The 20,689-nt window shown below is 72.4% G+C and carries 25 protein-coding genes, 1 other RNA gene and 1 pseudogene; 12 read left to right on the top strand and 15 right to left on the bottom strand.

Going from position 1 to position 20,689, the window contains the following annotated elements; genetic code table 11:
• Positions 1-39: 39 nt before the first annotated feature.
• Positions 40-681: a thiol:disulfide interchange protein TlpA gene (locus BM314_RS19605; protein WP_091979658.1), complete on the bottom strand. Its 642-nt coding sequence runs from the start codon at positions 679-681 to the stop codon at positions 40-42.
• 42 nt (positions 682-723) lie between these two features.
• Here BM314_RS19605 and argH point away from each other — a divergent pair, with 42 nt between their 5' ends.
• From argH to BM314_RS19590, 3 genes are all read left to right on the top strand, one after another.
• On the top strand, positions 724-2,103 hold the full coding sequence (gene argH / locus BM314_RS19600; protein ID WP_091979656.1) for an argininosuccinate lyase: 1,380 nt from the start codon (positions 724-726) through the stop codon (positions 2,101-2,103).
• 253 nt (positions 2,104-2,356) lie between these two features.
• Positions 2,357-2,638: a hypothetical protein gene (locus BM314_RS19595; RefSeq protein ID WP_091979654.1), complete on the top strand. Its 282-nt coding sequence runs from the start codon at positions 2,357-2,359 to the stop codon at positions 2,636-2,638.
• A gap of 108 nt (positions 2,639-2,746) precedes the next feature.
• Complete coding sequence (locus BM314_RS19590; protein ID WP_056524404.1) at positions 2,747-3,475, top strand: hypothetical protein; 729 nt, start codon at positions 2,747-2,749, stop codon at positions 3,473-3,475.
• 8 nt (positions 3,476-3,483) lie between these two features.
• On the opposite strand, the gene BM314_RS19585 is transcribed toward BM314_RS19590, so the two are convergent.
• Positions 3,484-3,765 (bottom strand): hypothetical protein, encoded by a 282-nt coding sequence (locus BM314_RS19585; RefSeq protein WP_091979652.1) that lies wholly within the window; start codon positions 3,763-3,765, stop codon positions 3,484-3,486.
• Positions 3,766-4,172: 407 nt separating this feature from the next.
• A complete protein-coding gene (locus BM314_RS19580) occupies positions 4,173-4,850 on the bottom strand; it encodes an HAD family hydrolase (RefSeq protein ID WP_091979650.1) in 678 nt (225 codons plus the stop codon).
• A 187-nt stretch (positions 4,851-5,037) separates the two neighbouring features.
• On the opposite strand from BM314_RS19580, the gene BM314_RS19575 reads away from it, so the two are divergent.
• Positions 5,038-5,358, top strand: coding sequence for a hypothetical protein (locus BM314_RS19575; protein ID WP_020091308.1), 321 nt, complete (start codon positions 5,038-5,040; stop codon positions 5,356-5,358).
• A 41-nt stretch (positions 5,359-5,399) separates the two neighbouring features.
• Here BM314_RS19575 and BM314_RS19570 read toward each other — a convergent pair.
• The 3 genes and pseudogenes from BM314_RS19570 to BM314_RS19565 all read right to left on the bottom strand — a co-directional run.
• Positions 5,400-5,882 (bottom strand): annotated as a pseudogene (locus BM314_RS19570) (PAS domain-containing protein); the annotation flags it as partial.
• Positions 5,883-6,215: 333 nt separating this feature from the next.
• Complete coding sequence (locus BM314_RS30675) at positions 6,216-6,383, bottom strand: hypothetical protein (protein WP_170855056.1); 168 nt, start codon at positions 6,381-6,383, stop codon at positions 6,216-6,218.
• A gap of 9 nt (positions 6,384-6,392) precedes the next feature.
• Positions 6,393-7,919: an FAD-dependent monooxygenase gene (locus tag BM314_RS19565; RefSeq protein ID WP_091979648.1), complete on the bottom strand. Its 1,527-nt coding sequence runs from the start codon at positions 7,917-7,919 to the stop codon at positions 6,393-6,395.
• A gap of 55 nt (positions 7,920-7,974) precedes the next feature.
• Here BM314_RS19565 and BM314_RS19560 point away from each other — a divergent pair, with 55 nt between their 5' ends.
• Positions 7,975-8,628 (top strand): TetR/AcrR family transcriptional regulator, encoded by a 654-nt coding sequence (locus BM314_RS19560; RefSeq protein WP_091979646.1) that lies wholly within the window; start codon positions 7,975-7,977, stop codon positions 8,626-8,628.
• Between the two features lie 26 nt (positions 8,629-8,654).
• Here the strand turns inward: BM314_RS19560 and mepA are convergent, their stop codons facing one another.
• Positions 8,655-9,575 carry a penicillin-insensitive murein endopeptidase gene (gene mepA / locus BM314_RS19555; protein ID WP_020091303.1) on the bottom strand — a complete coding sequence of 307 codons (921 nt, stop codon included), beginning with the start codon at positions 9,573-9,575 and terminating at the stop codon, positions 8,655-8,657.
• A 120-nt stretch (positions 9,576-9,695) separates the two neighbouring features.
• Here mepA and BM314_RS19550 point away from each other — a divergent pair, with 120 nt between their 5' ends.
• Positions 9,696-10,112, top strand: a complete 417-nt coding sequence (locus BM314_RS19550) for a PRC-barrel domain-containing protein (RefSeq protein ID WP_170868146.1) — start codon at positions 9,696-9,698, stop codon at positions 10,110-10,112.
• A 25-nt stretch (positions 10,113-10,137) separates the two neighbouring features.
• On the opposite strand, the gene BM314_RS19545 is transcribed toward BM314_RS19550, so the two are convergent.
• From BM314_RS19545 to fumC, 4 genes are all read right to left on the bottom strand, one after another.
• Positions 10,138-10,764: a ParB-like protein gene (locus BM314_RS19545; protein ID WP_020091301.1), complete on the bottom strand. Its 627-nt coding sequence runs from the start codon at positions 10,762-10,764 to the stop codon at positions 10,138-10,140.
• An 85-nt stretch (positions 10,765-10,849) separates the two neighbouring features.
• Complete coding sequence (locus tag BM314_RS19540; protein WP_020091300.1) at positions 10,850-11,074, bottom strand: ribbon-helix-helix domain-containing protein; 225 nt, start codon at positions 11,072-11,074, stop codon at positions 10,850-10,852.
• A gap of 137 nt (positions 11,075-11,211) precedes the next feature.
• The gene (locus BM314_RS19535; protein ID WP_042672647.1) at positions 11,212-11,409 is read right to left on the bottom strand and encodes a DUF4169 family protein; all 198 of its coding nucleotides are present in this window, start codon (positions 11,407-11,409) and stop codon (positions 11,212-11,214) included.
• Positions 11,410-11,471: 62 nt separating this feature from the next.
• On the bottom strand, positions 11,472-12,881 hold the full coding sequence (gene fumC / locus BM314_RS19530) for a class II fumarate hydratase (RefSeq protein WP_091979644.1): 1,410 nt from the start codon (positions 12,879-12,881) through the stop codon (positions 11,472-11,474).
• 122 nt (positions 12,882-13,003) lie between these two features.
• Here fumC and BM314_RS19525 point away from each other — a divergent pair, with 122 nt between their 5' ends.
• A complete protein-coding gene (locus BM314_RS19525; protein WP_091979705.1) occupies positions 13,004-14,398 on the top strand; it encodes a cytochrome P450 in 1,395 nt (464 codons plus the stop codon).
• On the opposite strand, the gene BM314_RS31295 is transcribed toward BM314_RS19525, so the two are convergent.
• From BM314_RS31295 to ssrA, 4 genes are all read right to left on the bottom strand, one after another.
• The gene (locus BM314_RS31295; protein WP_280142566.1) at positions 14,395-14,529 is read right to left on the bottom strand and encodes a hypothetical protein; all 135 of its coding nucleotides are present in this window, start codon (positions 14,527-14,529) and stop codon (positions 14,395-14,397) included. The two genes, BM314_RS19525 and BM314_RS31295, sit on opposite strands and share 4 nt — an antisense overlap.
• A gap of 4 nt (positions 14,530-14,533) precedes the next feature.
• A complete protein-coding gene (locus BM314_RS19520; RefSeq protein ID WP_091979642.1) occupies positions 14,534-14,794 on the bottom strand; it encodes a hypothetical protein in 261 nt (86 codons plus the stop codon).
• Positions 14,795-14,834: 40 nt separating this feature from the next.
• The gene (locus tag BM314_RS19515; protein ID WP_056524371.1) at positions 14,835-15,461 is read right to left on the bottom strand and encodes an SspB family protein; all 627 of its coding nucleotides are present in this window, start codon (positions 15,459-15,461) and stop codon (positions 14,835-14,837) included.
• 64 nt (positions 15,462-15,525) lie between these two features.
• Positions 15,526-15,907, bottom strand: a transfer-messenger RNA (tmRNA) gene (gene ssrA, locus BM314_RS19510).
• Between ssrA and BM314_RS19505 the strand changes: the two genes are divergently transcribed.
• The 5 genes from BM314_RS19505 (at position 15,899) to BM314_RS19485 (ending at position 20,610) form a co-directional block, all read left to right on the top strand.
• Complete coding sequence (locus BM314_RS19505) at positions 15,899-16,756, top strand: CPBP family intramembrane glutamic endopeptidase (protein WP_170855058.1); 858 nt, start codon at positions 15,899-15,901, stop codon at positions 16,754-16,756. The genes ssrA and BM314_RS19505 overlap by 9 nt on opposite strands.
• Before the next feature lie 124 nt (positions 16,757-16,880).
• Positions 16,881-17,675: a thymidylate synthase gene (locus BM314_RS19500; RefSeq protein WP_091979639.1), complete on the top strand. Its 795-nt coding sequence runs from the start codon at positions 16,881-16,883 to the stop codon at positions 17,673-17,675.
• Complete coding sequence (locus tag BM314_RS19495; RefSeq protein WP_091979637.1) at positions 17,672-18,160, top strand: dihydrofolate reductase; 489 nt, start codon at positions 17,672-17,674, stop codon at positions 18,158-18,160. Before BM314_RS19500 ends, BM314_RS19495 begins: the two co-directional genes overlap by 4 nt.
• A gap of 282 nt (positions 18,161-18,442) precedes the next feature.
• Positions 18,443-19,636, top strand: a complete 1,194-nt coding sequence (hflK, locus tag BM314_RS19490) for an FtsH protease activity modulator HflK (protein ID WP_042672660.1) — start codon at positions 18,443-18,445, stop codon at positions 19,634-19,636.
• Positions 19,633-20,610 (top strand): protease modulator HflC, encoded by a 978-nt coding sequence (locus BM314_RS19485; protein ID WP_020091289.1) that lies wholly within the window; start codon positions 19,633-19,635, stop codon positions 20,608-20,610. Before hflK ends, BM314_RS19485 begins: the two co-directional genes overlap by 4 nt.
• The last annotated feature ends 79 nt before the right edge of the window (positions 20,611-20,689 follow it).

Here is a 20,689-nt window from a genome sequence, read left to right as displayed (position 1 = left end):
CGCGCATCGGAGACGCGCGCAACCGCGCGGCCGCGACCGTTACGACGTCCGCCCCAGGGCCGCGCGGATCAGCGCAAGCCCGTCCGGGCTCGACCACGCGGCCGGTCCCTTCATCACCCCGATCGTGCAGCCCCGCGCGTCGACCAGCATCGTGGTCGGCAGGCCGGGCGACTGCGTGTCGCGCTGGAGGATCGGCAGCACGCGGCCGCCGGGATCGGCGTAGAAGGCGAGGTCGTGGATGCCCGCCTGCTTCAGCCATTCCGACGGCTTCTCGAGGTTGCGCGTGTCGACGTTGATCGCGACGACCTGGAAATCGGGGCCGCCGAGCTGCGCCTGGAGCCGGTCAAGGGCCGGCATCTCGGCCTTGCAGGGCGCGCACCACGTCGCCCAGAGATTCACGAGGAGCAGCCGGCCCCTGAGGTCGGCGAGGCCGGTCTCGGCGCCGTCCGGCCCCTTGAACCGGATGTCCGGCGCGGGCCGGGCCTGCGGCGGGGCCTGCATGGCGGCGACCTCGCCCTTCGCGGCCGCATCGACCCGGGCCAGCGCCGGCTTGGCGGCGGCGCAGGGCTGAAGGGCGCCGCCCGTGTTGCCGGGCAGGAGACCGCTCCCGTATAGGGCGAGGCCGAGGACGGCGAGCGCGGCGACGCCCGCGCCGGCCAGGATGGGCGTGCGGCCGGGCATCAGGCTCGGGCCTCGGGACGGTCAGGGCGCGGAAGGATCGACATGAGCAACCGGATGTGGGGCGGCCGCTTCGCGAGCGGCCCGGCGGAGATCATGGAGGAGATCAACGCCTCCATCGGATTCGACAAGCGCCTCGCGCCCCAGGATATCCGCGGCTCGCTGGCGCATGTGGCGATGCTGGGCCAAGCCGGCATCCTGCCGGCGGAGGATGTGGCCGCGATCGAGGCCGGGCTCAAGTCCGTGCGCGACGAGATCGAGAGCGGAAGCTTCGTGTACAAGCGCGAGCTTGAGGACATCCACATGTCGGTGGAGAGCCGGCTGACCGAGATCGTCGGCCCGGCCGCCGGGCGCCTGCACACGGCGCGCTCGCGCAATGACCAGGTCGCCACCGACATGAAGCTGTGGGTGCGCGACACCCTCGATTCCCTCGACCAGCAGGCCGCCGACCTGCAGCGCGCCCTCAGCCAGGCGGCGCTGAAGCACGCCGGCACCGTGATGCCGGGCTTCACCCATCTCCAGTCGGCCCAGCCGGTGACCTTCGGCCACCACTGCCTCGCCTACGTCGAGATGCTGGCCCGCGACCGGGGCCGGTTCCACGACGCCCGGGCGCGGCTCAACGAGTGCCCGCTGGGCGCCGCCGCGCTCGCCGGAACGTCCTTCCCGATCGACCGGCACGCCACCGCGGCGGCCCTCGGCTTCGACCGGCCGACCGCCAACTCCCTCGACTCGGTCGCCGACCGCGACTTCGCCCTGGAATCCCTGGCGGCGGCCTCGATCTGCGCCGTGCACCTGTCACGCTTCGCCGAGGAGCTGGTGGTCTGGACCTCGGCCCAGTTCAACTTCGTGCGGCTGTCCGACGGGTTCACGACCGGCTCGTCGATCATGCCGCAGAAGCGCAACCCCGACGCCGCCGAGCTGGTGCGGGCCAAGAGCGGCCGGATCATCGGCGCGCTGACCGGCCTGCTCGTCGTCATGAAGGGCCTGCCGCTCGCCTACTCGAAGGACATGCAGGAGGACAAGGAGGGCACGTTCGACGCCCTCCAGGCCCTGTCCCTGTGCCTCGCCGCCATGACCGGCATGGTGAAGGACCTGGAGCCCAACGCCGAAGTGCTCAGCCGCGCCGCCGGCTCCGGCTACGCCACCGCCACCGACCTCGCCGACTGGCTGGTGCGCGAGCTCGGCCTGCCGTTCCGTCAGGCGCACCACGTCACCGGCCGCCTCGTCGGCGCGGCCTCCGCCAAGGGCGTCGGTCTCGAGGCGCTGTCGCTGCCCGAGATGCAGGAGGCGGAGCCGCGGATCACCGAGGCGGTCTACGCGGTGCTGGGCGTCGAGAACTCGGTGGCGAGCCGCACCAGCTACGGCGGCACCGCGCCCGACAACGTCCGGCGCCAGGCGCAGGCCTGGATCGAGCGGCTGGGCTGAGCCGCCGCGGCCGACGGTGACCGGCGCCGGCTGGCGCTTCGCGCCGCTAGCCCGTGAGGGCTGCCGGGTGCCTGCGGCCCGCCGCTCCGCCCATCGGGTGGCCCCCCGGTCGCCCCGGACCGGGGAACGGGCCCCCGCTCATCCACAGGACCGTTCGAAATTGTGCATTGCAACCCTCGTCCCGCCCGCGCGTTCACCGTCTGGCTAAGTCCGCTCAGCTACAAGCTTCGCCGTCTGGATCGGAGTTCGCAGGATGCCTGTCGAGAGTTGGCTGAACACGGAGGAGGTGCCGGATTTCGCGGCGCACGCCACGGCGATGATCGACGCCGCCCTGACCGGTTCGGGCCTGACGCGCGAGGCCTACTGGGCCGCCGTGCGCAAGGGCTACAACACCCCCTACAACGACCCGCCCCGCAAGCGCGCCGCGCCGGTCCAGCCGAACGCGATCGCGGTGCCCGCCGGCCCGGCGGTCGATCCGCTGCCGGTTCCGGCCGGCGTCATCGCGGCCCGGGCGACGGAAGCCCGCGCCGTCTGATTGTCGACGGATCCCGCCCCGCCATCTTGCCGACGTTTTACGCAAGCTTCACTAATCCCGAACCCCGGTCCGGCTCCTGACGGAGCCGCCCGTCGTCAGGAAGTGAAGATGGTCCGCGTCCCCCGCTCGCTCCCGGTCGGAGCTCTCGCCCTGCTCGCCTCCGGGCTGGTTACCGGCCTCGTCGGAGGTGTTCTCGGCGGGACCTGCCTGGTCGCGACCGCGGCCCACGCCCAGGACGCGGCGGCGGCCCCGGACGCCGGCGGTGGCGACGCGGCCCCGTCGCGGCGCGGGCGGCGGCACGGCCGCGAGCGGAGCAAGCGCGCCGAGAAGAAGACCGCGACCCCGCCGGGGATGCAGCAGGCCACCCCGGTGGCGATCTTCGGCGACTGGAACGTGTTCGTGAACGGCGACGGCCGCAACAAGCTCTGCTACGCGATCGCGCAGCCGCAGACGCGCTCGCCCAAGACCCTGAAGCGCGACACCGCCTACCTGTTCGTGAGCGTGCGCAAGGGCGAGAACATCCAGAACGAGGTGGCGGTGATGCTGGGCTTCCCGTCGAAGCCCGCGGCCTCTCAGGTCAAGCCCGGCTCCGCGGCCGCGCCGACCGACCCGAGCCTCAACCTCGGCGCCAGCCGCTACGGCCTCGTGGTCAAGGACGGCAATGCCTGGCTGCAGAACCCCGCCGAGGAGGCGCGGGTCGTCTCCGAGATGAGCGCCCGCAACCCGAAGATCATCATCAAGGCCACGTCGATGCGCGGGAACCCGACGAGCGACGAGTACGCGCTCGGCGGATTCGCGGAGGCCATGAAGCGCACCCGGGACGAGTGCAGCAAGTAGCGGGCGGGTCAGGCCCGCCGCAGCGCGGGCCGGTGCGACCGGTCGTGGGACCGGGCGCTCATGCGCGCGCGGGCCGCGCGGGCGGCCTGCTCGGCCGTGCGGAACACGGCGCCGTCGAGCCCGTCGAAATCGCGCGCGGACGAGAAGAACCGGACGCCGCGCCCCTCGGGGACGGCGATCCCGGCGGTGACCTCACCGATCTCGATCACCCGGGCGGGTTCGCTCGGGCCGAGGGCCGGGTCCGCGAGGTCGGGGCGGTCTTCGGGTTTGTACTCTGCGAGGCTGTGCATCGGATCGGGAACTCCCTGGGCCGGCCGGTCGCCGTGCCGGATCGCGTTGGCTGCTGCGGAGGATCGACGGGGCTCAGCGTCGACAGCGCCGGCGGGCGGCGGGGCAGCAGGAGGCGATCGGGAGCGGGTGTCGAAGGGACGATGTGCGAGTGACCATCGGACGTCCTCCAGACTGAAGGACCGCGCGGCGCGGGGCCGGCGCAGTGCTTTAGCGTTTGATCACGCGGCGCAAGCTACGCTTCTCAAAGGACCGCGGCCGGCCCTGTCGCGCACCCGAGGGGCGCGGCCGGGCCGGTACCCCTGAAGATGGGCGCGGCACGGCGCACCGTCAACGGAACGGACTTCCGATTTCGAGGGCCGTCCTGGCAGGAAGCCGGTCCCGGGCACGCGTCCGGGAGGCGGATCGTTCAGGCCGCGGCGATCACCGCGGCGAGGTCGCAGAAGTCCGAGAAGATCCGGGCCGCGCCGGCCTCCGCGAGCCCGGCGCCCGCCGGGTCGTGACCCCAGTGGCCGCCGCCGGTGAAGCCCGCGACCCGCATGCCGGCGCTCCGGGCCGCCGTGACCCCGGGAACGCTGTCCTCGATCACGAGGCAGGCCGCCGGAGCGACGCCCATCCGCTCGGCGGCGAACAGGAACAGGTCGGGGAAGGGCTTGCCCCGCGCCACCTGCGTCGAGGAGAAGACGCGGTCGCCGAACAGGGGGAGCAGCCCGGTCAGCGTCAGGGAGTGGCGCAGCCGCACCGGGTCGCTGCTCGACGCGACGCAGACCGGCAGGCCCACGGCGGCGACCGCCTCGGCGACGCCGCGCATCGCCCGCAGCTCCGCGTCGAACAGCGCCAGGGTCTCGGCCTTCACCGCCTCGACGAAGCCGGCCGGGGCGGTGACGCCGTAGTCGCTCGCGATATGCGCCATGATCGAGGGCATCGCGGTGCCGGTGAAGCGCGCCCGCACGGTGGCGAAGTCGATGTCCACGCCGATCCGGTTGAGCCCGGCCGTCAGGCAGGCGAGGCTCAGGGGCTCGCTGTCCACCAGGACGCCGTCGCAATCGAAGATCACGAGGCCGAGATTCGTCGCGCGCGCGTCCAAGGTCGACCGTTCCCGCACGGCCCGCCGCCGCCGGGCGACCCTGTGGCACGGGCCCGAGGGCCCCGCAACCGCGCGGATCGACGCTCGCCCCGGGCGCTTGCACCTTGCGGCGCGGCCCCATACTCCCGGGGCGGGCGCGCCGATCCGGCACCCACGGCCCGTAAGGCAAGGCTCAGAAGGCCCCGCGATGTTCCGCTTCCTGGCCCGCGTCCTGGGCTTCCTGCTGATGGCCGGCGGCTTCGTCGCGCTGGTCTACGACGGCGCCCGCTCCATCGCCAACAACGGGCTGCGGGTGACGCCGCTCTCCGACGTGATCGCCACCCTGTTCAAGGACAAGGCCAGCGCCCTGCAGGGCAGCGTGGAGGGGGCGGCGCCCTGGCTCTGGCACATCCTGGGCCTGCCGCTCACCCTGGCGCCGGCCTCCCTGATCGGCCTCGGCCTCGGCGCGGTCCTGCTCTGGCTCGGCCAGCCGGGCCGCGAGCCGATCGGGTTCCTGACGAAGCCCTGATCCGACGAAGCCCTGATCCTCCGGGCGGCCTAGCGGGCCGCGAGCTTGGCCTCGGCCTCGGCCAGGGCGGCCTTCAGCCGCTCGATCTCGGCGGTCAGCGCGTAGTGCTCGCTGACGTCGAGCTGCGAGGCGAAGAAGTAGACCACCCGTCCCGCCTCGTCCCGCACCGGGCCGACGTAGAGGGCGTTCTGGAAGGTCGAGCCGTCCCTGCGGTAGTTGAGGAGGTCGACCCGGATGTCCTCCTCCCGCCGGACGGCCGCGCGGAGGCGGTCGACGGCCGCCGCCTCGGTGTCGGGCCCCTGCAGGAAGCGGCAATTGCGGCCGACCACCTCCATCCGGGTGTAGCCGGTCAGCTTCAGGAAGGCGTCGTTCACGAAGACGATCGGGTTATCGTGCTGGGCCGGATCGGTGATGATCATCGGCATCCGGGTCGCCCGCACGGCGGCCGCGAAGGGATCGCCCCGGTGCGCCTCCGCCTTGAGGTCGTCCGGCACGTGGCTCGTGGCGGTCCCGCCCGTCTCCATCCGGATCAGCCCCTCACAGCGTCGCGCAGGGCAGCCGTCCGACCCGCGTCGTCGGGGCACCAAGCCGGAATTTGCCCGCGCGGTCCAGTCTCTCGCGGCGCGGTTCGCGGAGGGCGGGCGCCGAACGTCGTCCGGCGGTCCCCGCCTTCCCGTATCGGGCGGCGCCCGAGACCGGGAGGCGGGCCGCTGGCGCACCGCTTCGCGGGGGCCTGCCACCAGCAGGCCCCGGCCAAGAAGCTGGCCAAGAAGCTGGCCAAGAACCGGGCCAAGAAGCTGGCCAAGAACCGGGCCGGCTCTTGCGGTCCGGCGGGAACCAGCGGCGCCGCCCGAGCCTCACGGGCTCCGGCCGTCGGGCCGCGTCTGCGGGCCCGGCACCGGGGCGCCGGCGGCGCCGCCCCGCAGGGGCGGCGTGCTGTTCGGGCTGCGCAGCACGATCAGGACGCTGCCGAGGACCGAGAGGGCGAGGGCGGTCGCGAGGAGGATGAAGAGCCAGCGGGGCATCCGGGGCGGTTAGCACATCGGAGCCGGCGCGCCGAGCGGCCCGGCCGGTGACGGGCCGAACCAGCGGCCCACCGCCTCCCGCAGGCCGTCGAGGGCGGTTGCCGCGCCCGTCCAGGCGACGCAGCCGTCGGGGCGGACCAGCGTCGAGGGCCCGTCCGGGACCGCCACGCAGCTCACCCGGCCCGTCGCCGCGGCGACCATCCGGGAGGCCGCGCCGTCGGCGCTGCCGTCGACGAGGAGGCCCCGGCCGTCCTGCATCGCGCCGTAGAGCGTCGCGCCACCGGCGCCGAGCGGCCCGTCGCCGGCCATTCGGCCGACCGCGTCCTCGGGCGAGCCGAGATCGTACCGGGCGCTCAGGCCGCGCATCAGGCCGCCGAGGATCCGGCTGACCTCGTCGCTCTCCAGGAGCCGCGCCATCAGGTCGCGCAGCGCGCCCGATTGCGGATCGGGCCGCAGGATCGCCGCCTGGGCGCGGGTGTTGGCCGTGACGGCCTCGGCCACCGGGCGCCGCTCGGCCGTGTAGGTGTCGAGCAGGGTCTCGGGCATCTCCCCGCGCAGCACGGCGGCGAGCTTCCAGCCGAGATTGGCGGCGTCGCCCAGGCCGAGGCTCAGGCCCTGGCCGCCGAAGGGCGCGTGGACATGCGCCGCGTCCCCGGCGAGCAGCACGCGGCCCCGGCGGTAGGTGTCGACGAGGCGCGTGTTGTCGCCCCACCGGTTCGCGACCGCGACCCGGGCGACGCGGACGTCCGTGCCGCTGACCCGGCGCAGCGCGGTCTCGATCGCGTCGCGCGTGACGGGCGCCTGCCGGTCGGCCGGCGGCCCGCTGAAATCCAGCATGAACAGGCGGCGCGGGAACGGCCCGTGGCCGTAGACGCCCCCCGGCCCGCGGTGCCAGCCGACCGGCAGCGTGCCGGCGGGATCGTCGAGATCGGCGATCGCCTGGTACATGGTGAGCGTCGGCGGCGTGCCGGGGAAGGCGAAGCCGGCCATCTTGCGGACCGCGCTGCGGCCGCCGTCGCAGCCGACGAGATAGGCGCAGCGGACGCGCGCGTCGCCCGTCGGCGCGGTCCAGGCCACCTCAACCCCGTCGGCCGCCTCCGTGAAGCCCGTGAGCGTGCAGCCGCGGCGCAGGTCGATCCCAAGCGCCGCGGCGCGGTCGATCAGCATGGCTTCGAGGCTCTGCTGATCGACCGCGCGCATGCGCCGGTCCGGCTCCGCCTGCGGGCCGCGGCGGATGAACAGGAAGCCGAAATGGCCGCTGAACTGCGCCCCGCGCGGGCCGCCGCCGACCCGACCCGGCAGGCGGCCCATCGCCGCGAGGCTCCGCGCCTCGGCGGCCTCGATCGCCGCGCCCATCCCCCGCCGCTGCAGCGCCTCGACGCCCAGGGGGCCGAGCCCCAGCGCCTTGATGGTGGTGCTCGGCTCGGTGAGGCGCTCCAGCACCCGGACGCGCGCGCCCCCGAGGGTCAGCTCGATGGCTGTAAAGAGCCCGACCGGACCGGCTCCAACCACGACGACGTCGACAGGCTCATCCATGGACTTAATCGATTTCTATACTCAGTCCATTAATGGATGCGGTATGAGGCGGCGCATGTCAACGCCTCCCGACCGCCGGTCCCGCAAGCGCCTCGCCACCCGGCAGGCCATCTCCGACGCCGCCACGCGGCTGTTCCTGGAGCGCGGCTTCGACGCCGTGACGGTGGATGAGATCGCGGCGGCTGCCGATGTCGGCCGGATGACCGTGTTCAACCATTTCCCCCGCAAGGAGGACATGTTCTACGACCGCGATGAGGAGGGGCGCGCACTCCTGCGCGAGACCCTGCGGCAGCGCGATCCCCGGGTCGCGCCGGTCGAGACGCTCCGCCAGCTGGCGCACCGGCTGGTGACGGGCCGGAACCCGGTCGTGGAATTCTCGGCGCGCAGCGGCGCCTTCGTCGCGACGGCGGCCGGGAGCGAGACGCTCAAGGCCCGGGCCCGGGCGATCCGGGACGAACTCGCGGGCGTGGTGCGGGTCGCGCTCGCCGAATCCGTCGGGCGCGGGCCTGAGGATCCCGACGCCGACCTGGCGGCCGGCCTGCTGCTGGCGACCTGGAGCGTGGCCTTCCTCCGGGCGCACCGGACCTTCCGGGCGACGCGGCGGACGGAGGCGGCGAATGGCGCCTTCCTGGCGGTCATCGACCGGGGGACGGCCGGCCTCGCGGCGGCGCTGGCCGGCACGCCCTACGCGGAGGCGGCCGCGCCCTGAGCGGCGACCATCCCCGGGGTCCCGGCCTACGGTGCCTTCAGCACCGCCCGGCAGGCGGCGGGCAGCGCCGCCATGGTCATGGCGGGCTTGGCCTTCGGCGGCGTCTTCGGGGGCTTCGGGTGGAGCACCGCGTCCGAGAACCAGTAGCTGAGGTCGTCGCAGCCGTCGCCCGGCGGCGGCGCGCCCTGGGGCTGGCAATCCTCCTGGCCGGCCGGGCAGGAAAGCCGGATATGGTAGTGGTAATTGTGCCCGTACATCGGGCGGACCTTGGACATCCAGCGGCTGCCCGCGGCGTCGCGGCAGAGGGCCTTCTTGATCGCCGCGTTGACGAAGATGCGCTCCACCTCCGGCTGCTCGGCGGTGATCTTGATCAGCTGCAGGTGCGTGGGCGTCCAGACCTGGGGATCGATGTCGAGGCGGTCGCGGCGGACCATGTCGGTGGCCGAGGTCTCCTCGCGCTCCGCCCGGCTCATGCGGTGGTCGGGCATCGGCGTCAGCCAGACGTCGGCGTCGATGCCGATCTGGTGCGAGGCGTGGCCGGTGATCATCGGGCCGCCGCGGGGCTGGGCCATGTCGCCCACGAGGAGGCCGGGCCAGCCGACCCGGGCGGCCTTCTGCGACAGCCGCTCGATGAAGTCGACGAGGTAGGGCGTGCCCCACATCCGGTTGCGGGACGGACGCATGACTTGCCAGTTCGGCCCGTCGAGCGGCAGCGCCTCGCCGCCGGCGAAGCAGCCCTTGGCGTAGAAGCCGTAGATGTGGGCCGGACCGGAGGACGCCTTGGTGACCCGCCCGAACAGGGCCTTGGCGGGCGTCGAGGGCGCGTCCGGATGCTCCAGGGGCGGCAGCGGCTTCGGATTGACGCTGCCGCGATCCTGGGCCTGCGCGGCGGCGGGCAGGAGCAGGGCGGCGAGCGCGAGGCTCTGGGCGAAACGCGGCATCGGCATGCGGGGGCTGTTCGTCCGGCTGGAGAGGGCGGGCGCGAGCGCCCGCCGGAACGTGGCCCAGGGGCGGGGCGTTTTTCGGGCAGACGGCGCGCGTCGCGCGGAAACGGTCGGGAGGCGGCGATGACGGCCACGGGAACGGGAACGGACACCGGTCAGCCCGGCACGGCGAACCCGGCCGGCCGGGAGCCCCGCCGCCTGATCGCCAGCGATCGGGTCATCGGGACGGATGTCCGCCGGACCGACGGGACACGGGTCGGACGGATCGAGCGGCTGATGCTCGACAAGGTCTCGGGTCGGGTCGCCTACGCGGTGATGAGCTTCGGCGGGTTCCTGGGCCTCGGCGAGGACTTCTACACGCTGCCCTGGTCGGTGCTGCGGTTCGAGCCGCAGCAGGACGCCTACGTGGTCGACATCACCGAGGCGCAGCTGCGCGCCGCCCCGGCCCGCACCCCCGAGGGCACCGATCCGGCCGCGGACGGCGCCTGGGAGGAGCAGATCCACCGCTACTACGACGCGGCGCCCTACTGGGGCATCTAGGCGGCGCCGCGACCGTCTGCGGGTCTCAGCGGACGTGGCGGGTCACCGGCCCGCACCAGCCGGGCAGGTAGTCGGCGTCCTTGGACTTGGCCAGCGACATCGCCCGCTCCAGGGCCGAGGAGAAGTCGTTCTCGATCCGCTTCTCCTTGATGTTCCGCCGCAGGAAGTCGGCCCAGAGGAACTCGCTGAACGGCGTCGTGTCCTTCGCGAAGCCGCCGGCCCGGCGCAGCTCGCCGGCGAGGCTGCGATACGGGTCGTCCACCAGGGCGTCGACGGATTTCGGGATGTCGTCGAAGTGCTGGCGCACGCCGTCGGCGTCGTAGGGGTGGGTCCAGGATTTGTGGTCGCAGACCGTCCAGAACGCGTCCTTGTCGAGGTAGTGCAGGTCGGCCACCACGGTGACGAGCACGTTCTCGACGCCCTCCTCGTGCAGGGCGCGGGAGAGGTGGTGGTGATCGATGATGTAGTGGCGCTTCTTCGGCCCGAGCAGCGTCGGGATCATGTGGGCGCCGAGGAATTCCTTCTTCTTCTCGCCGTCGTACTCCCGCCAGCGCCGCCGCTTCTCCGCCACTTCCCGGTAGCCCACGGTCATCTGCGTCGGGCGCAGCTCCGCGATCGGGATGGTCTTGAGCAGCGGCTCTCTACTGGCCATGGGGTCTCCTTCGTGCGTGGATTTGTCACGCGATCGTCAGACAACACCTATTCAGGATCGAGAGAGCGGCCAGGGCGCGCGGCGCTCACGTTTCCGGCATCGCGCGGACGGCCTCCAGCACGAACACGCGGATCGCCGAGGACAGGTTCTGGCCGTCGCGGCCGGCGTCGATGTGCCCGATGAGGGCCTGGACCGACTGGCCCCGCGCCTCCGCGATCGCCCGCAGGGCTGCCCAGAACGGGTCCTCCAGGGACACGCTGGTCCGGTGGCCGGCGATCATCACGGAGCGCTTGGTGATGCCCGGGCTCATGGCGAGGCGGCTGCGCGTCCCGTCCTCGCGAGCGGAGCGAAGCGACTTAGGGCAGCGCGACCCTGGTCGGCGTGGCGCGACTGGATCGCTTCGCTCCGCTCGCGAGGACGGTGGGGCTGCTGCATCCGGATTTGCTCTCAGTCCGCCGGATCGGGCTCGCCCCGCTCCAGGCGGTGGCCCTCGTGCCGCTCGGTCTCCAGGGCCTTGCGGCGCTGCTGGAGGGTCCTGGCCTTCTTCGGCTGCCCGAAGGCGATCCGGTTGGCCTCGGCCTTCGTGTCGGCCTCGGCGCGGGCCTTCGCCTTGCGGACCTGACGCAGGTTGATGATCTCGGCCATGGATCGCCTCCCGGCAATGGCGGCCGGCGCAGGACACCCGCGCCGGCCAAATACCCAAGAAACTAATCGGCGCTGGGGGCCAGCATGGTCTCCGGCCGGACCACGCGCTCGAACTCCGCCTCGGTCACGTAGCCGAGGCGCAGGGCCTCCTCCTTGAGGGTCGTGCCGTTCTTGTGCGCGGTCTTGGCGATCTCGGCGGCCTTGTCGTAGCCGATCGAGGGGGCGAGCGCGGTGACCAGCATGAGCGACCGGCTCATCAGGTCGGCGATCTTGTCCTCGTTGGCCTTGATGCCGACGACGCAATTGTCGGTGAAGCTCACCGCCGCGTCGGCGAGCAGGCGGATCGACTGCAGCACCGCGTTGGCGATCACCGGCTTGAACACGTTGAGCTCGAAATTGCCCTGGGAGCCGGCGAAGCTCACCGTGGTGCCGTTGCCGATCACCTGGGCGCAGACCATCGTCAGGGCCTCGCACTGGGTCGGGTTGACCTTGCCGGGCATGATCGAGGAGCCGGGCTCGTTCTCGGGGAGCGACAGCTCGCCGAGGCCGGAGCGCGGGCCCGAGCCGAGGAAGCGGATATCCTGGGCGATCTTGAACAGGCCGGCGGCGAGCGCCGAGAGGGCACCCTGCGTGAACACCAGGGCGTCGTGGGTCGCGAGCGCCTCGAACTTGTTCTCGGCCGACGTGAAGGGCAGGCCGGTCAGCTCGGCGACCTTGGCGGCGAAGCGCTCGGCGAATTCCGGATGGGCATTGAGGCCGGTGCCGACCGCTGTGCCGCCCTGGGCGAGCGCCAGCACCCCCGGCAGGGTCGCGGCGACCCGCGAGCCGCCGAGGGCGACCTGCGCGACGTAGCCGGAGAATTCCTGGCCGAGGGAGACCGGCGTCGCGTCCTGCAGGTGGGTGCGCCCGATCTTGACGATCGCGTCGAAGGCCTTGGCCTTGGCGTCGAGGGCGGCGTGGAGGTGGGAGAGCGCCGGCAGCAGGCGGCGCTGGATCTCGCGGGCCACCGCGATGTGCATGGCCGTGGGGAAGGTGTCGTTGGAGGACTGGCCGCGGTTGCAATGGTCGTTCGGGTGGACCGGCGACTTGCCGCCGCGCTGGCCGCCCAGGCGCTCGTTGGCGAGGCTGGCGATCACCTCGTTGGCGTTCATGTTCGACTGGGTGCCCGAGCCGGTCTGGTAGATGACGAGCGGGAACTCGTCGTCGTAGCGGCCCTCAACGACCTCGGCGGCCGAGGCCGCGATGGCGTCGGCGAGCTTCGGGTCGAGGGCGCCGAGATCCTTGTTCACCAGGGCGGCGGCCTGCTTCACGACGCCGAGGGCGTGGACGAGCGGCGCCGGCATCCGGTCGGTGCCGATCTTGAAGTTCTGGATCGAGCGCTGCGTCTGCGCGCCCCAGTAGCGATGCGCCGGGACCTCGATCGGACCGAAGGTGTCGGACTCGGTGCGGGTGGCGGTCTCGGTGGGCGACATCGTGGCCTCTACGTCTGGTGCAGTGCGGTGCCTACTTAAATGAGGCGCGGGTGAATCGCGATGCCGGTTTTCCCCGGTGCGCCGACAAGGGCGGGGCTCTGTTCCCGCCGGACAAGGAGCCGATGAGCGCCACGATCGATCTCTCCGAACCGATGGCCGGCACCCGGTTCCGCCCCGTCGTGCCACCGCCGCTGAAGGAGCCGCTCGGCTTGTTCGAGTTCCTGCGGGCGGCGCGCAAGAACCCGATCACCACCTGGATGGACGCGCATTTCAAGCTGCCGGTCGTGGCGGCCGAGGGCGCGATGGGCCGGATCACCCTGGTGAGTGACCCGGCGCTGATCCGCTACCTGCTCATCGAGAACCCCGACGGCTACCGCAAGGACGACCTCCAGCGCCGCGTGCTGGCCCCGGGGCTCGGCAACGGCCTGCTCAGCGCCGAGGGCGACGAGTGGCGGCTCCAGCGCCGGACGCTGGCGCCGATCTTCAACGCCCGGACGGTCCAGGGCTTCTCCGACGCGATGAACGCCGCCGGGGCGCGGCTCGGCCGCCGCCTCGTCCGCCGCGACGGCAAGCGGGTCGACGTCGCCCTGGAGATGACCCGCGTCACCCTCGACGTGCTGGAGCGGACGATCTTCACGCAAGGTTTGCCGAGCGATCCCGACGCGCTGGGCCGCGCGATCACGCGCTTCCTCGAGGCCGTCGGGCCGATCGACCCCCTCGACGTGTTCGGCGTGCCCGATTTCGTGCCGCGGATCGGCCGGTTGCGGGCGCGCCCGGCGGGGCGCTTCTTCGCCGAGGTGGTCGACGAACTGATCGCCCGGCGCAAGGCGCTGATGACGGGGGGCGAGGCGCCCCGGGACCTGCTGACGCTGCTGCTCGCCGCGCAGGATCCCGAGACCGGCAACGGGCTCTCGGACCTCGCCGTGAAGGCCAACATCGTCACCTTCATCGCCGCCGGCCACGAGACCACGGCCAATTCCCTGACCTGGGCGCTCTACTGCCTGTCGCAGGATCCCGCCGCGCAGGCGCGGGTCGAGGCCGAGGTCGACGCGGCCGGGCCGGGGGATTTCGCCGTCGAGCGCCTGCCCTTCACCCGGGCGGTGATCGAGGAGGCGATGCGGCTGTTCCCGCCGGTCCCGTTTCTCAGCCGGCAGGCGGTCCGCGACGACCGGCTCGGCCGGATCAAGGTGCCGCGGGGCTCGCTGGTGATGGTGGCGCCCTGGGTGCTCCACCGCCACCAGCTGCTCTGGGACGACCCGGAGGCCTTCGTGCCGGAGCGGTTCCTGCCCGAGAACCGGGACGCGATCCCGCGCTTCGCCTACCTGCCGTTCGGGGCGGGGCCGCGGGTCTGCATCGGCCAGAGCTTCTCGATCCAGGAGGCGGTGATCGTGCTGGCCCACGTGGTCCGGGCGGTGCGCTTCCGGCTGCCGGCGGATCACCCGCCGGTCACGCCGCTCCACCGGGTGACGCTCCGGCCGGAGCACGGCTTGCGCATGGAGGCGGCGGCGCGGGACTAGTCGCCCCGCCGCGCCTCGAGCCTGCGCGTGTTGCGGTCGTAGATCCGGCTCGCGATCCAGACACCGACGAAGATCGTCGCCGACATGGCGAGGGCCAGCGCGAGGATCTGGTTGGCATAAGCTTGGGTCATGCGATCAATCCTCCGGACGCAGGAATCTGATCATGAGCTGACCCATGAGATGTAGGACGATCGCCGCGATCAGCAAAGTCCAGCCGCCATCGGCGACCAGATCGAGATGCCGCTGCGCGAGGGGATTGATGACCGCGATGCCGATGGTCGCGATGGCCGACGAGTTCAGCAGGGTCGCGGCTGGCTTGAGACCCTCGTTGAAGCGCTTGGCGCGATGCTTCCGCTCACTCGCCGACAGCATCGGCTGCGCGACCGTGTCGTCCACCGCTCGGACCCCCCGGCCGTCGAGTCGGCCAGGGGCGATCTCAGCTCTTCTTGCGGAAGGCGTCCAGGCTCACGACCTCGGCGCTGCCCTCCTCGCCCTCCTTCTTGGCGGCGGGGCGGGGGGGCTTGTCGTCGGTCTTGCCGGCGTCCTTCTCGCCCGGGGCGGCGGGCGCGGGCAGCCCCTTCGGCGCGCCCGCGCCGATCGTCGCGAGACCGGCGCTCTTGGGCCGCACCTCGCCGGGTTCCGAGCCGGCGCCGCGGGGACCGGGCTTGGCCGGGGCGGCGTTGGCCTCCTCGGGGGTCTCGCCGGCCTCGCTGAGGTCGAACTTCAGGCCGAACTGCACGGAGGGGTCGAAGAAGCCCGACAGGGCGTCGAACGGCACCAGCAGGCGCTCCGGCACACCCGAGAAGGACAGGCCGACCTCGAAGGCGTGCTCGGTGACGTTGAGGTCCCAGAACTGGTGCTGCAGGACGATCGTCATGTCCTGCGGGTACTTCTCGCGCAGGGCCTGCGACATCCGCACGCCGGGGGCCTCCGTCCGGAACGAGACGTAGAAATGGTGCTCGCCCATCAGCCCCTCGCGGGCCGCGTCGGTCAGCACCTTGCGCACCACGCCGCGCAGGGCGTCCTGTACCAGGAGGTCGTAGCGGATCAGGTCGTCTGCCATCTGCGGTCGCGCTCTCGCCCGGTCTGCCCGGCGCCCCGCCGCGGATGGCCGGACCGAGGACTGAAGTGGAGGCTTCTGTTGCCAGGCGCCTCCGAACCCCGCCTATGCGGAGCTACCCGCTAGGACTTCAGGTCGATATTGGGGACCGCTTACGCGGCCACCGCCACCGGAGCAAAGTTGTCGTTGGCAACTATTGCAAAGGCCCGATAACGGCGGAACCATGCCGAGCGAAAGCTCAACCTTTACGCCCTCGTCGATCCTATTTCGCCCCCGCCGAAGCCCCGGTTCCGATCACGCCCCTTGCGGCAGCATGTCCTGGGCTCGGGTGGAGGCGCCGGGTACCGCCCCCGGGTCCGATAGGTTTATTGCGAAGAACGTTTATCGCCATAGCCGGCCTCGCGACCGGCTCCCGAGATATAGAGGGGATCGGTCCGGTTTTGAAGCCCGATCGTGTCGCGCCGCCGCCTCATTTGGAGCCTCCGGGGGAGGCTGTTGCCGGAAGTGCGCAGTCGCGCGCCGCCGTCCCCGACGCGCGGGGCCCGCTCGAGCGCGCCTGGGGCGCGACGTGGCGGCTCGGCGCCCTGGTCGCCCTCGTGGTCGTCTATCTCGGCGCGGCGAGCCTCCTGTCCCTCGCCACGGTGCGCGTCGGCTTCGACCTCTGGAGCGGGATCGACCCGTTCCTGCCCCCCGAGCGGCGCCCGTTCCTGGGCGCGGTGGAACTCGCCCACCGGGCCTTCGCGATCGACGCCCTGCGCCAGGTCTACCTCGCCGCCCTGGTGCTCGGCGGCGCGTGGTGGCACGACCGGGCCGGTTGGCGCCGCCGCCTCGCCCTCGACCGCGAGCGGCCGAACGGCATGCGGCCGGTCGCGCTGCTGGGCCTCCTGCTGGTCTGGCCGGTGCTGCACATCGCCTGGGTCACCGGCACGGCGGAGCTGTTCGGCGCGAGCTTCGGCCAGCACGTGCGGCTGTCGCCGTTCATGAGCCAGGCGGCGGTCGCGGCCTGGCTCGCCTATCTGGCGATCCTGGCGCCGGTGGCCGAGGAGCTGCTGCTGCGCGGCGAGGCCTTCGCCCGCGCCCGGGCGGCCGTCGGACCCGCGGGGGCGATCCTGGTCACCGCGCTCATCTTCGCCGCCGCCCACATCTCGTCCTGGGGGCTCGCCCGGCCGGTCTCGCTGCTGCCCCTCGCCCTGGCGCTGGGCTGGCTGCGCTGGCGCACCGGCCGGCTCTGGCCCGGCATCGCCCTGCACGGCTGGTCGAACCTCGCCCTGGTGACCTACCTGCTCTGGCCGGTCTGAAGGTCGGCCTGGCCGGCAGGGCGCCGCGCGCAGGCCTGCGCCGGGCAGGCTCCCGGCGCGACGGCGGTGGACATATGGCGGCGGCGCGCTTGCCGGCCGGCGCGCCGGCGCGCAGGAATGGGCGATGGACGCTTATCACGACCTGCTCCGGCGGATCCTCGACGCGGGCGTCGCCAAGGACGACCGCACCGGCACCGGCACGCTCTCGGTGTTCGGCCACCAGATGCGCTTCGACCTGTCGGCGGGCTTCCCGCTGGTCACCACGAAGCGGCTGCACCTGCGCTCGATCATCCACGAGCTGCTCTGGTTCCTGGCGGGCGACACCAACGTGGCGGCGCTGAAGGCGAACGGCGTGACGATCTGGGACGAGTGGGCGGACGAGCGCGGCGATCTCGGCCCGGTCTACGGCAAGCAGTGGCGCTCCTGGGAGAAGCCCGGCGGCGGCACGGTCGACCAGATCGCCGGGGTGCTCGACGAGATCCGGCGCAACCCCGATTCCCGCCGCCTGATCGTGTCGGCCTGGAACCCGGCCGACCTCGACCGGATGGCCCTCGCGCCCTGCCACTGCCTGTTCCAGTTCTACGTCAGCGAGGGGCGGCTCTCCTGCCAGCTCTACCAGCGCTCGGCGGACGCCTTCCTGGGCGTGCCGTTCAACATCGCGAGCTACGCCCTCCTGACCCACATGATCGCCCAGGTGACCGGCCTCGGGGTCGGCGACTTCGTCCACACCTTCGGCGACGCGCACCTCTACAGCAACCACCTGGAGCAGACCCGCACCCTCCTGGCCCGGGAGCCGCGCCCGCTGCCGCACCTGCGGCTCAACCCGGAGGTGCGCGACCTCTTCGCCTTCCGGTTCGAGGACATCGCCATCGAGAACTACGACCCGCATCCCGCCATCGCGGCCCCGGTGGCGGTATGAGCCCGATCGTTTCCCTGGTCGCCGCCGTCGCCCGCAACGGCGTGATCGGCCGCGACAACGGGCTCGCCTGGCATCTCTCCAGCGATCTCAAGCGCTTCAAGGCCCTGACCATGGGCAAGCCGATGCTGATGGGCCGGCGCACCTGGGATTCGATCGGCCGGCCCCTACCGGGGCGCCGCACCCTGGTGCTGACCCGGGTCACGGGCTTCCGCGCCGAGGGGGTCGAGACCGTCCACGACTGGGACTCCGCGCTGGCCGCCGCCGGGGCGGAGCTGATGGTGGTCGGCGGCGCCGAGATCTACGCGCTCGCGCTCCCGCACGCCGACCGGCTCCACCTCACCGAGGTCGAGGCCGAGCCCGCCGGCGACGTGCGATTCCCCGCCTTCGACCGCGCCCGCTTCCGGGAGACGTTCCGCGAGGCGCACCCGGCGGGCCCGCGGGACGAGCACGCCTTCGCCTTCGTCGACTGGGAGCGCGCACGCTGAGGCGCGCCGCCGCATTTGCGTTCCGCGCCGCGCATGCCCACCTGCCAGCCTTGACAGCACGGGGCGTGCGCCCGCAGGTGCCTGTCGGGTGCGCGCGCTCACGCCGGGCCTGCACATCCTGCGGGAAGATGCGCGTGCGGGCCCTCGAGGCCTCCAGCCGGGAGCGGTCGCGGTGCGATCGGTCCGGATGGTCGGGACTAGGCGGGCGAGCGTGGCCGTTCAGGCAGGGGGCGCCGGTCGGGACGTGGGCCGGGCGCGGACAGGCAGGAGACGACGGCTAGGATGCCTTGGAGCAATCAGAGCGGCGGCGGGGGGCCCTGGGGCCGGCCCGGCGGTAACGGCGGTGGTCCCTGGGGTGGCGGCAGCGGCGGCGGCGGTGGCAAGACGCCGCCGAACCTCGAGGACCTGCTCCGGCGCGGGCAGGACCGCCTGCGCGGTCTGATCCCGGGCGGCGGCGGCGGTTCGGGCGGCGGTTACGGCGGCGGCGGCTCGACCGGCGTCGGCGGCGGCCGCAGCGCGGCGGTGATCGCCGTCCTGGCCGTCGCCATCTGGCTCGCGACCGGCTTCTACACCGTCTACCCCCGTCAGGTCGGCATCGAGACCATCTTCGGCCGCTACGTCGGCACCAAGGGCGAGGGCCTGCGCTACAACTTCCCCTATCCGATCGGCGGGGTGGTGAAGCCGGATGTCGGCTCCCAGAACTCGATCCAGATCGGCTTCCGCGCCGGCCCGAACGGGCAGGGCCGCAACCGCGACGTGCCGGACGAGAGCCTGATGCTCACCGGCGACGAGAACATCGTCGATCTCGACTTCGAGGTGCAGTGGCGGGTCAACCCGCTGAAGGCCTCCGACTTCGTGTTCAACCTCCAGAATCCGGAGGGCACCATCAAGGCGATCTCCGAGAGCGCGATGCGCGAGGTGATCGGCCGCCGCAACATCCAGGCGATCCTCACCAACGAGCAGTCGAGCATCGCCCAGGAGGTGAAGGAGATGGTCCAGAAGGCGCTCGACGAGTACGGCGCCGGCGTGCGCATCGAGGTGGTGCAGCTCGTCTCGGTCAACCCGCCGCCGGAAGTGCGCCCCGCTTTCATCGACGTGAACGCGGCCCAGCAGGACGCCGACACGGCGCAGAACGAGGCCAAGACCTACGCCAGCCGCGAGGTGCCGCAGGCCCGCGGTAAGGCGTCCCAGATCGTCCAGCAGGCCGAGGCCTACCGGACGAAGGCGACCGCCGACGCCACCGGCCAGGCCGCGCGCTTCAGCGAGGTCTACGCCTCCTACAAGGCCGCCCCGGCGATCAGCCGCGAGCGGATCTTCCTGGAGACGATGGAGAAGGTCCTGGGCTCCGTGAACAAGGTGATCATCGACCAGAACGGGACGCAGTCCGGCGGTGCCACCGCGGCCGGCGTGCTGCCGGTGCTGCCGCTCTCCGAGTTCGGCGCCCGCGCCCAGACCCAGACGGGAGCTGCCCGATGAAACAGGCTCTCCGCACCGGCCTGATCGTGGTCGCGGCCATCGTCGCGATCGGCCTCTACGCCTCGATCTTCACCGTCGGCCAGATGCAGCAGGCGCTCGTCCTGCAGTTCGGCCGCGTCCGGGCCGTCCTCAACGCCACCGGCGAGGACAAGCCCGGCCTGTACTTCAAGATCCCGTTCATGGAGAACGTGGTCGTCTTCGACAAGCGCGTGCTCGACCTCGACCTGCCAGTCCAGACGGTGCTCACCGCCGACCGGCAGAACCTGGAGGTGGACGCCTTCGCCCGCTACCGGATCGTCGATCCGCTGCGCTTCTACCAGGCGGTGGGCAATATCGGGCTGGCCAACCAGCGGCTCGCGAGCTTCACCAATTCCGGCCTGCGCAACGTGCTCGCCCGCTCGACCCGCGACGCGATCGTGAAGACCGATCGCGGGCAGCTGATGCACCAGATCCAGGAGGACGTGAACCGGCAGGCCAAGGCGCTCGGCATCGAGATCGTCGACCTGCGCATGACCCGCGTCGACCTGCCCGCGCAGAACTCGGCCGCTGTCTACCGGCGGATGAAGACCGAGCGCGAGCGCGAGGCCGCCGACATCCGCGCCAACGGTGACCAGATCGCCGCCACGATCCGCGCCAAGGCCGACCGCGAGGTCACGGTCATCCTGGCCGAGGCGACGCAGAAATCCGAGCAGCTGCGTGGACAGGGTGACGCGGACAAGAACCGCATCCTCGCGGACGCGTTCGGGAAGGACGCGGATTTCTTCAGCTTCTACCGCTCGATGCAGGCCTACGAGAGCGGGCTGAAGGGATCCGATACCCGCCTGGTGATCAGCCCGAACACGGACTTCTTCCGCTTCTTCAGCGATCCGCAGGGCCGGGCACCCGCCCCGGCCGCCCGCGGGCCGCGCGGGCCGGCCGATCCGAGCGCCACCACGGGCTCGACGACCGGCTCCACGGCGGGGACGGCGCGCTGAGGGGGCCCGTTGGCGCCCCGGCGCCCGGGGATTACCGTGCAGGACAACCCGCGGGCGATCGGCCATCGGTCGAGGCCCG

Source organism: Methylobacterium sp. 13MFTsu3.1M2 (genome assembly GCF_900112625.1).
GTDB lineage: Bacteria > Pseudomonadota > Alphaproteobacteria > Rhizobiales > Beijerinckiaceae > Methylobacterium.
This window is presented reverse-complemented; position numbering and strand designations above follow the sequence as displayed.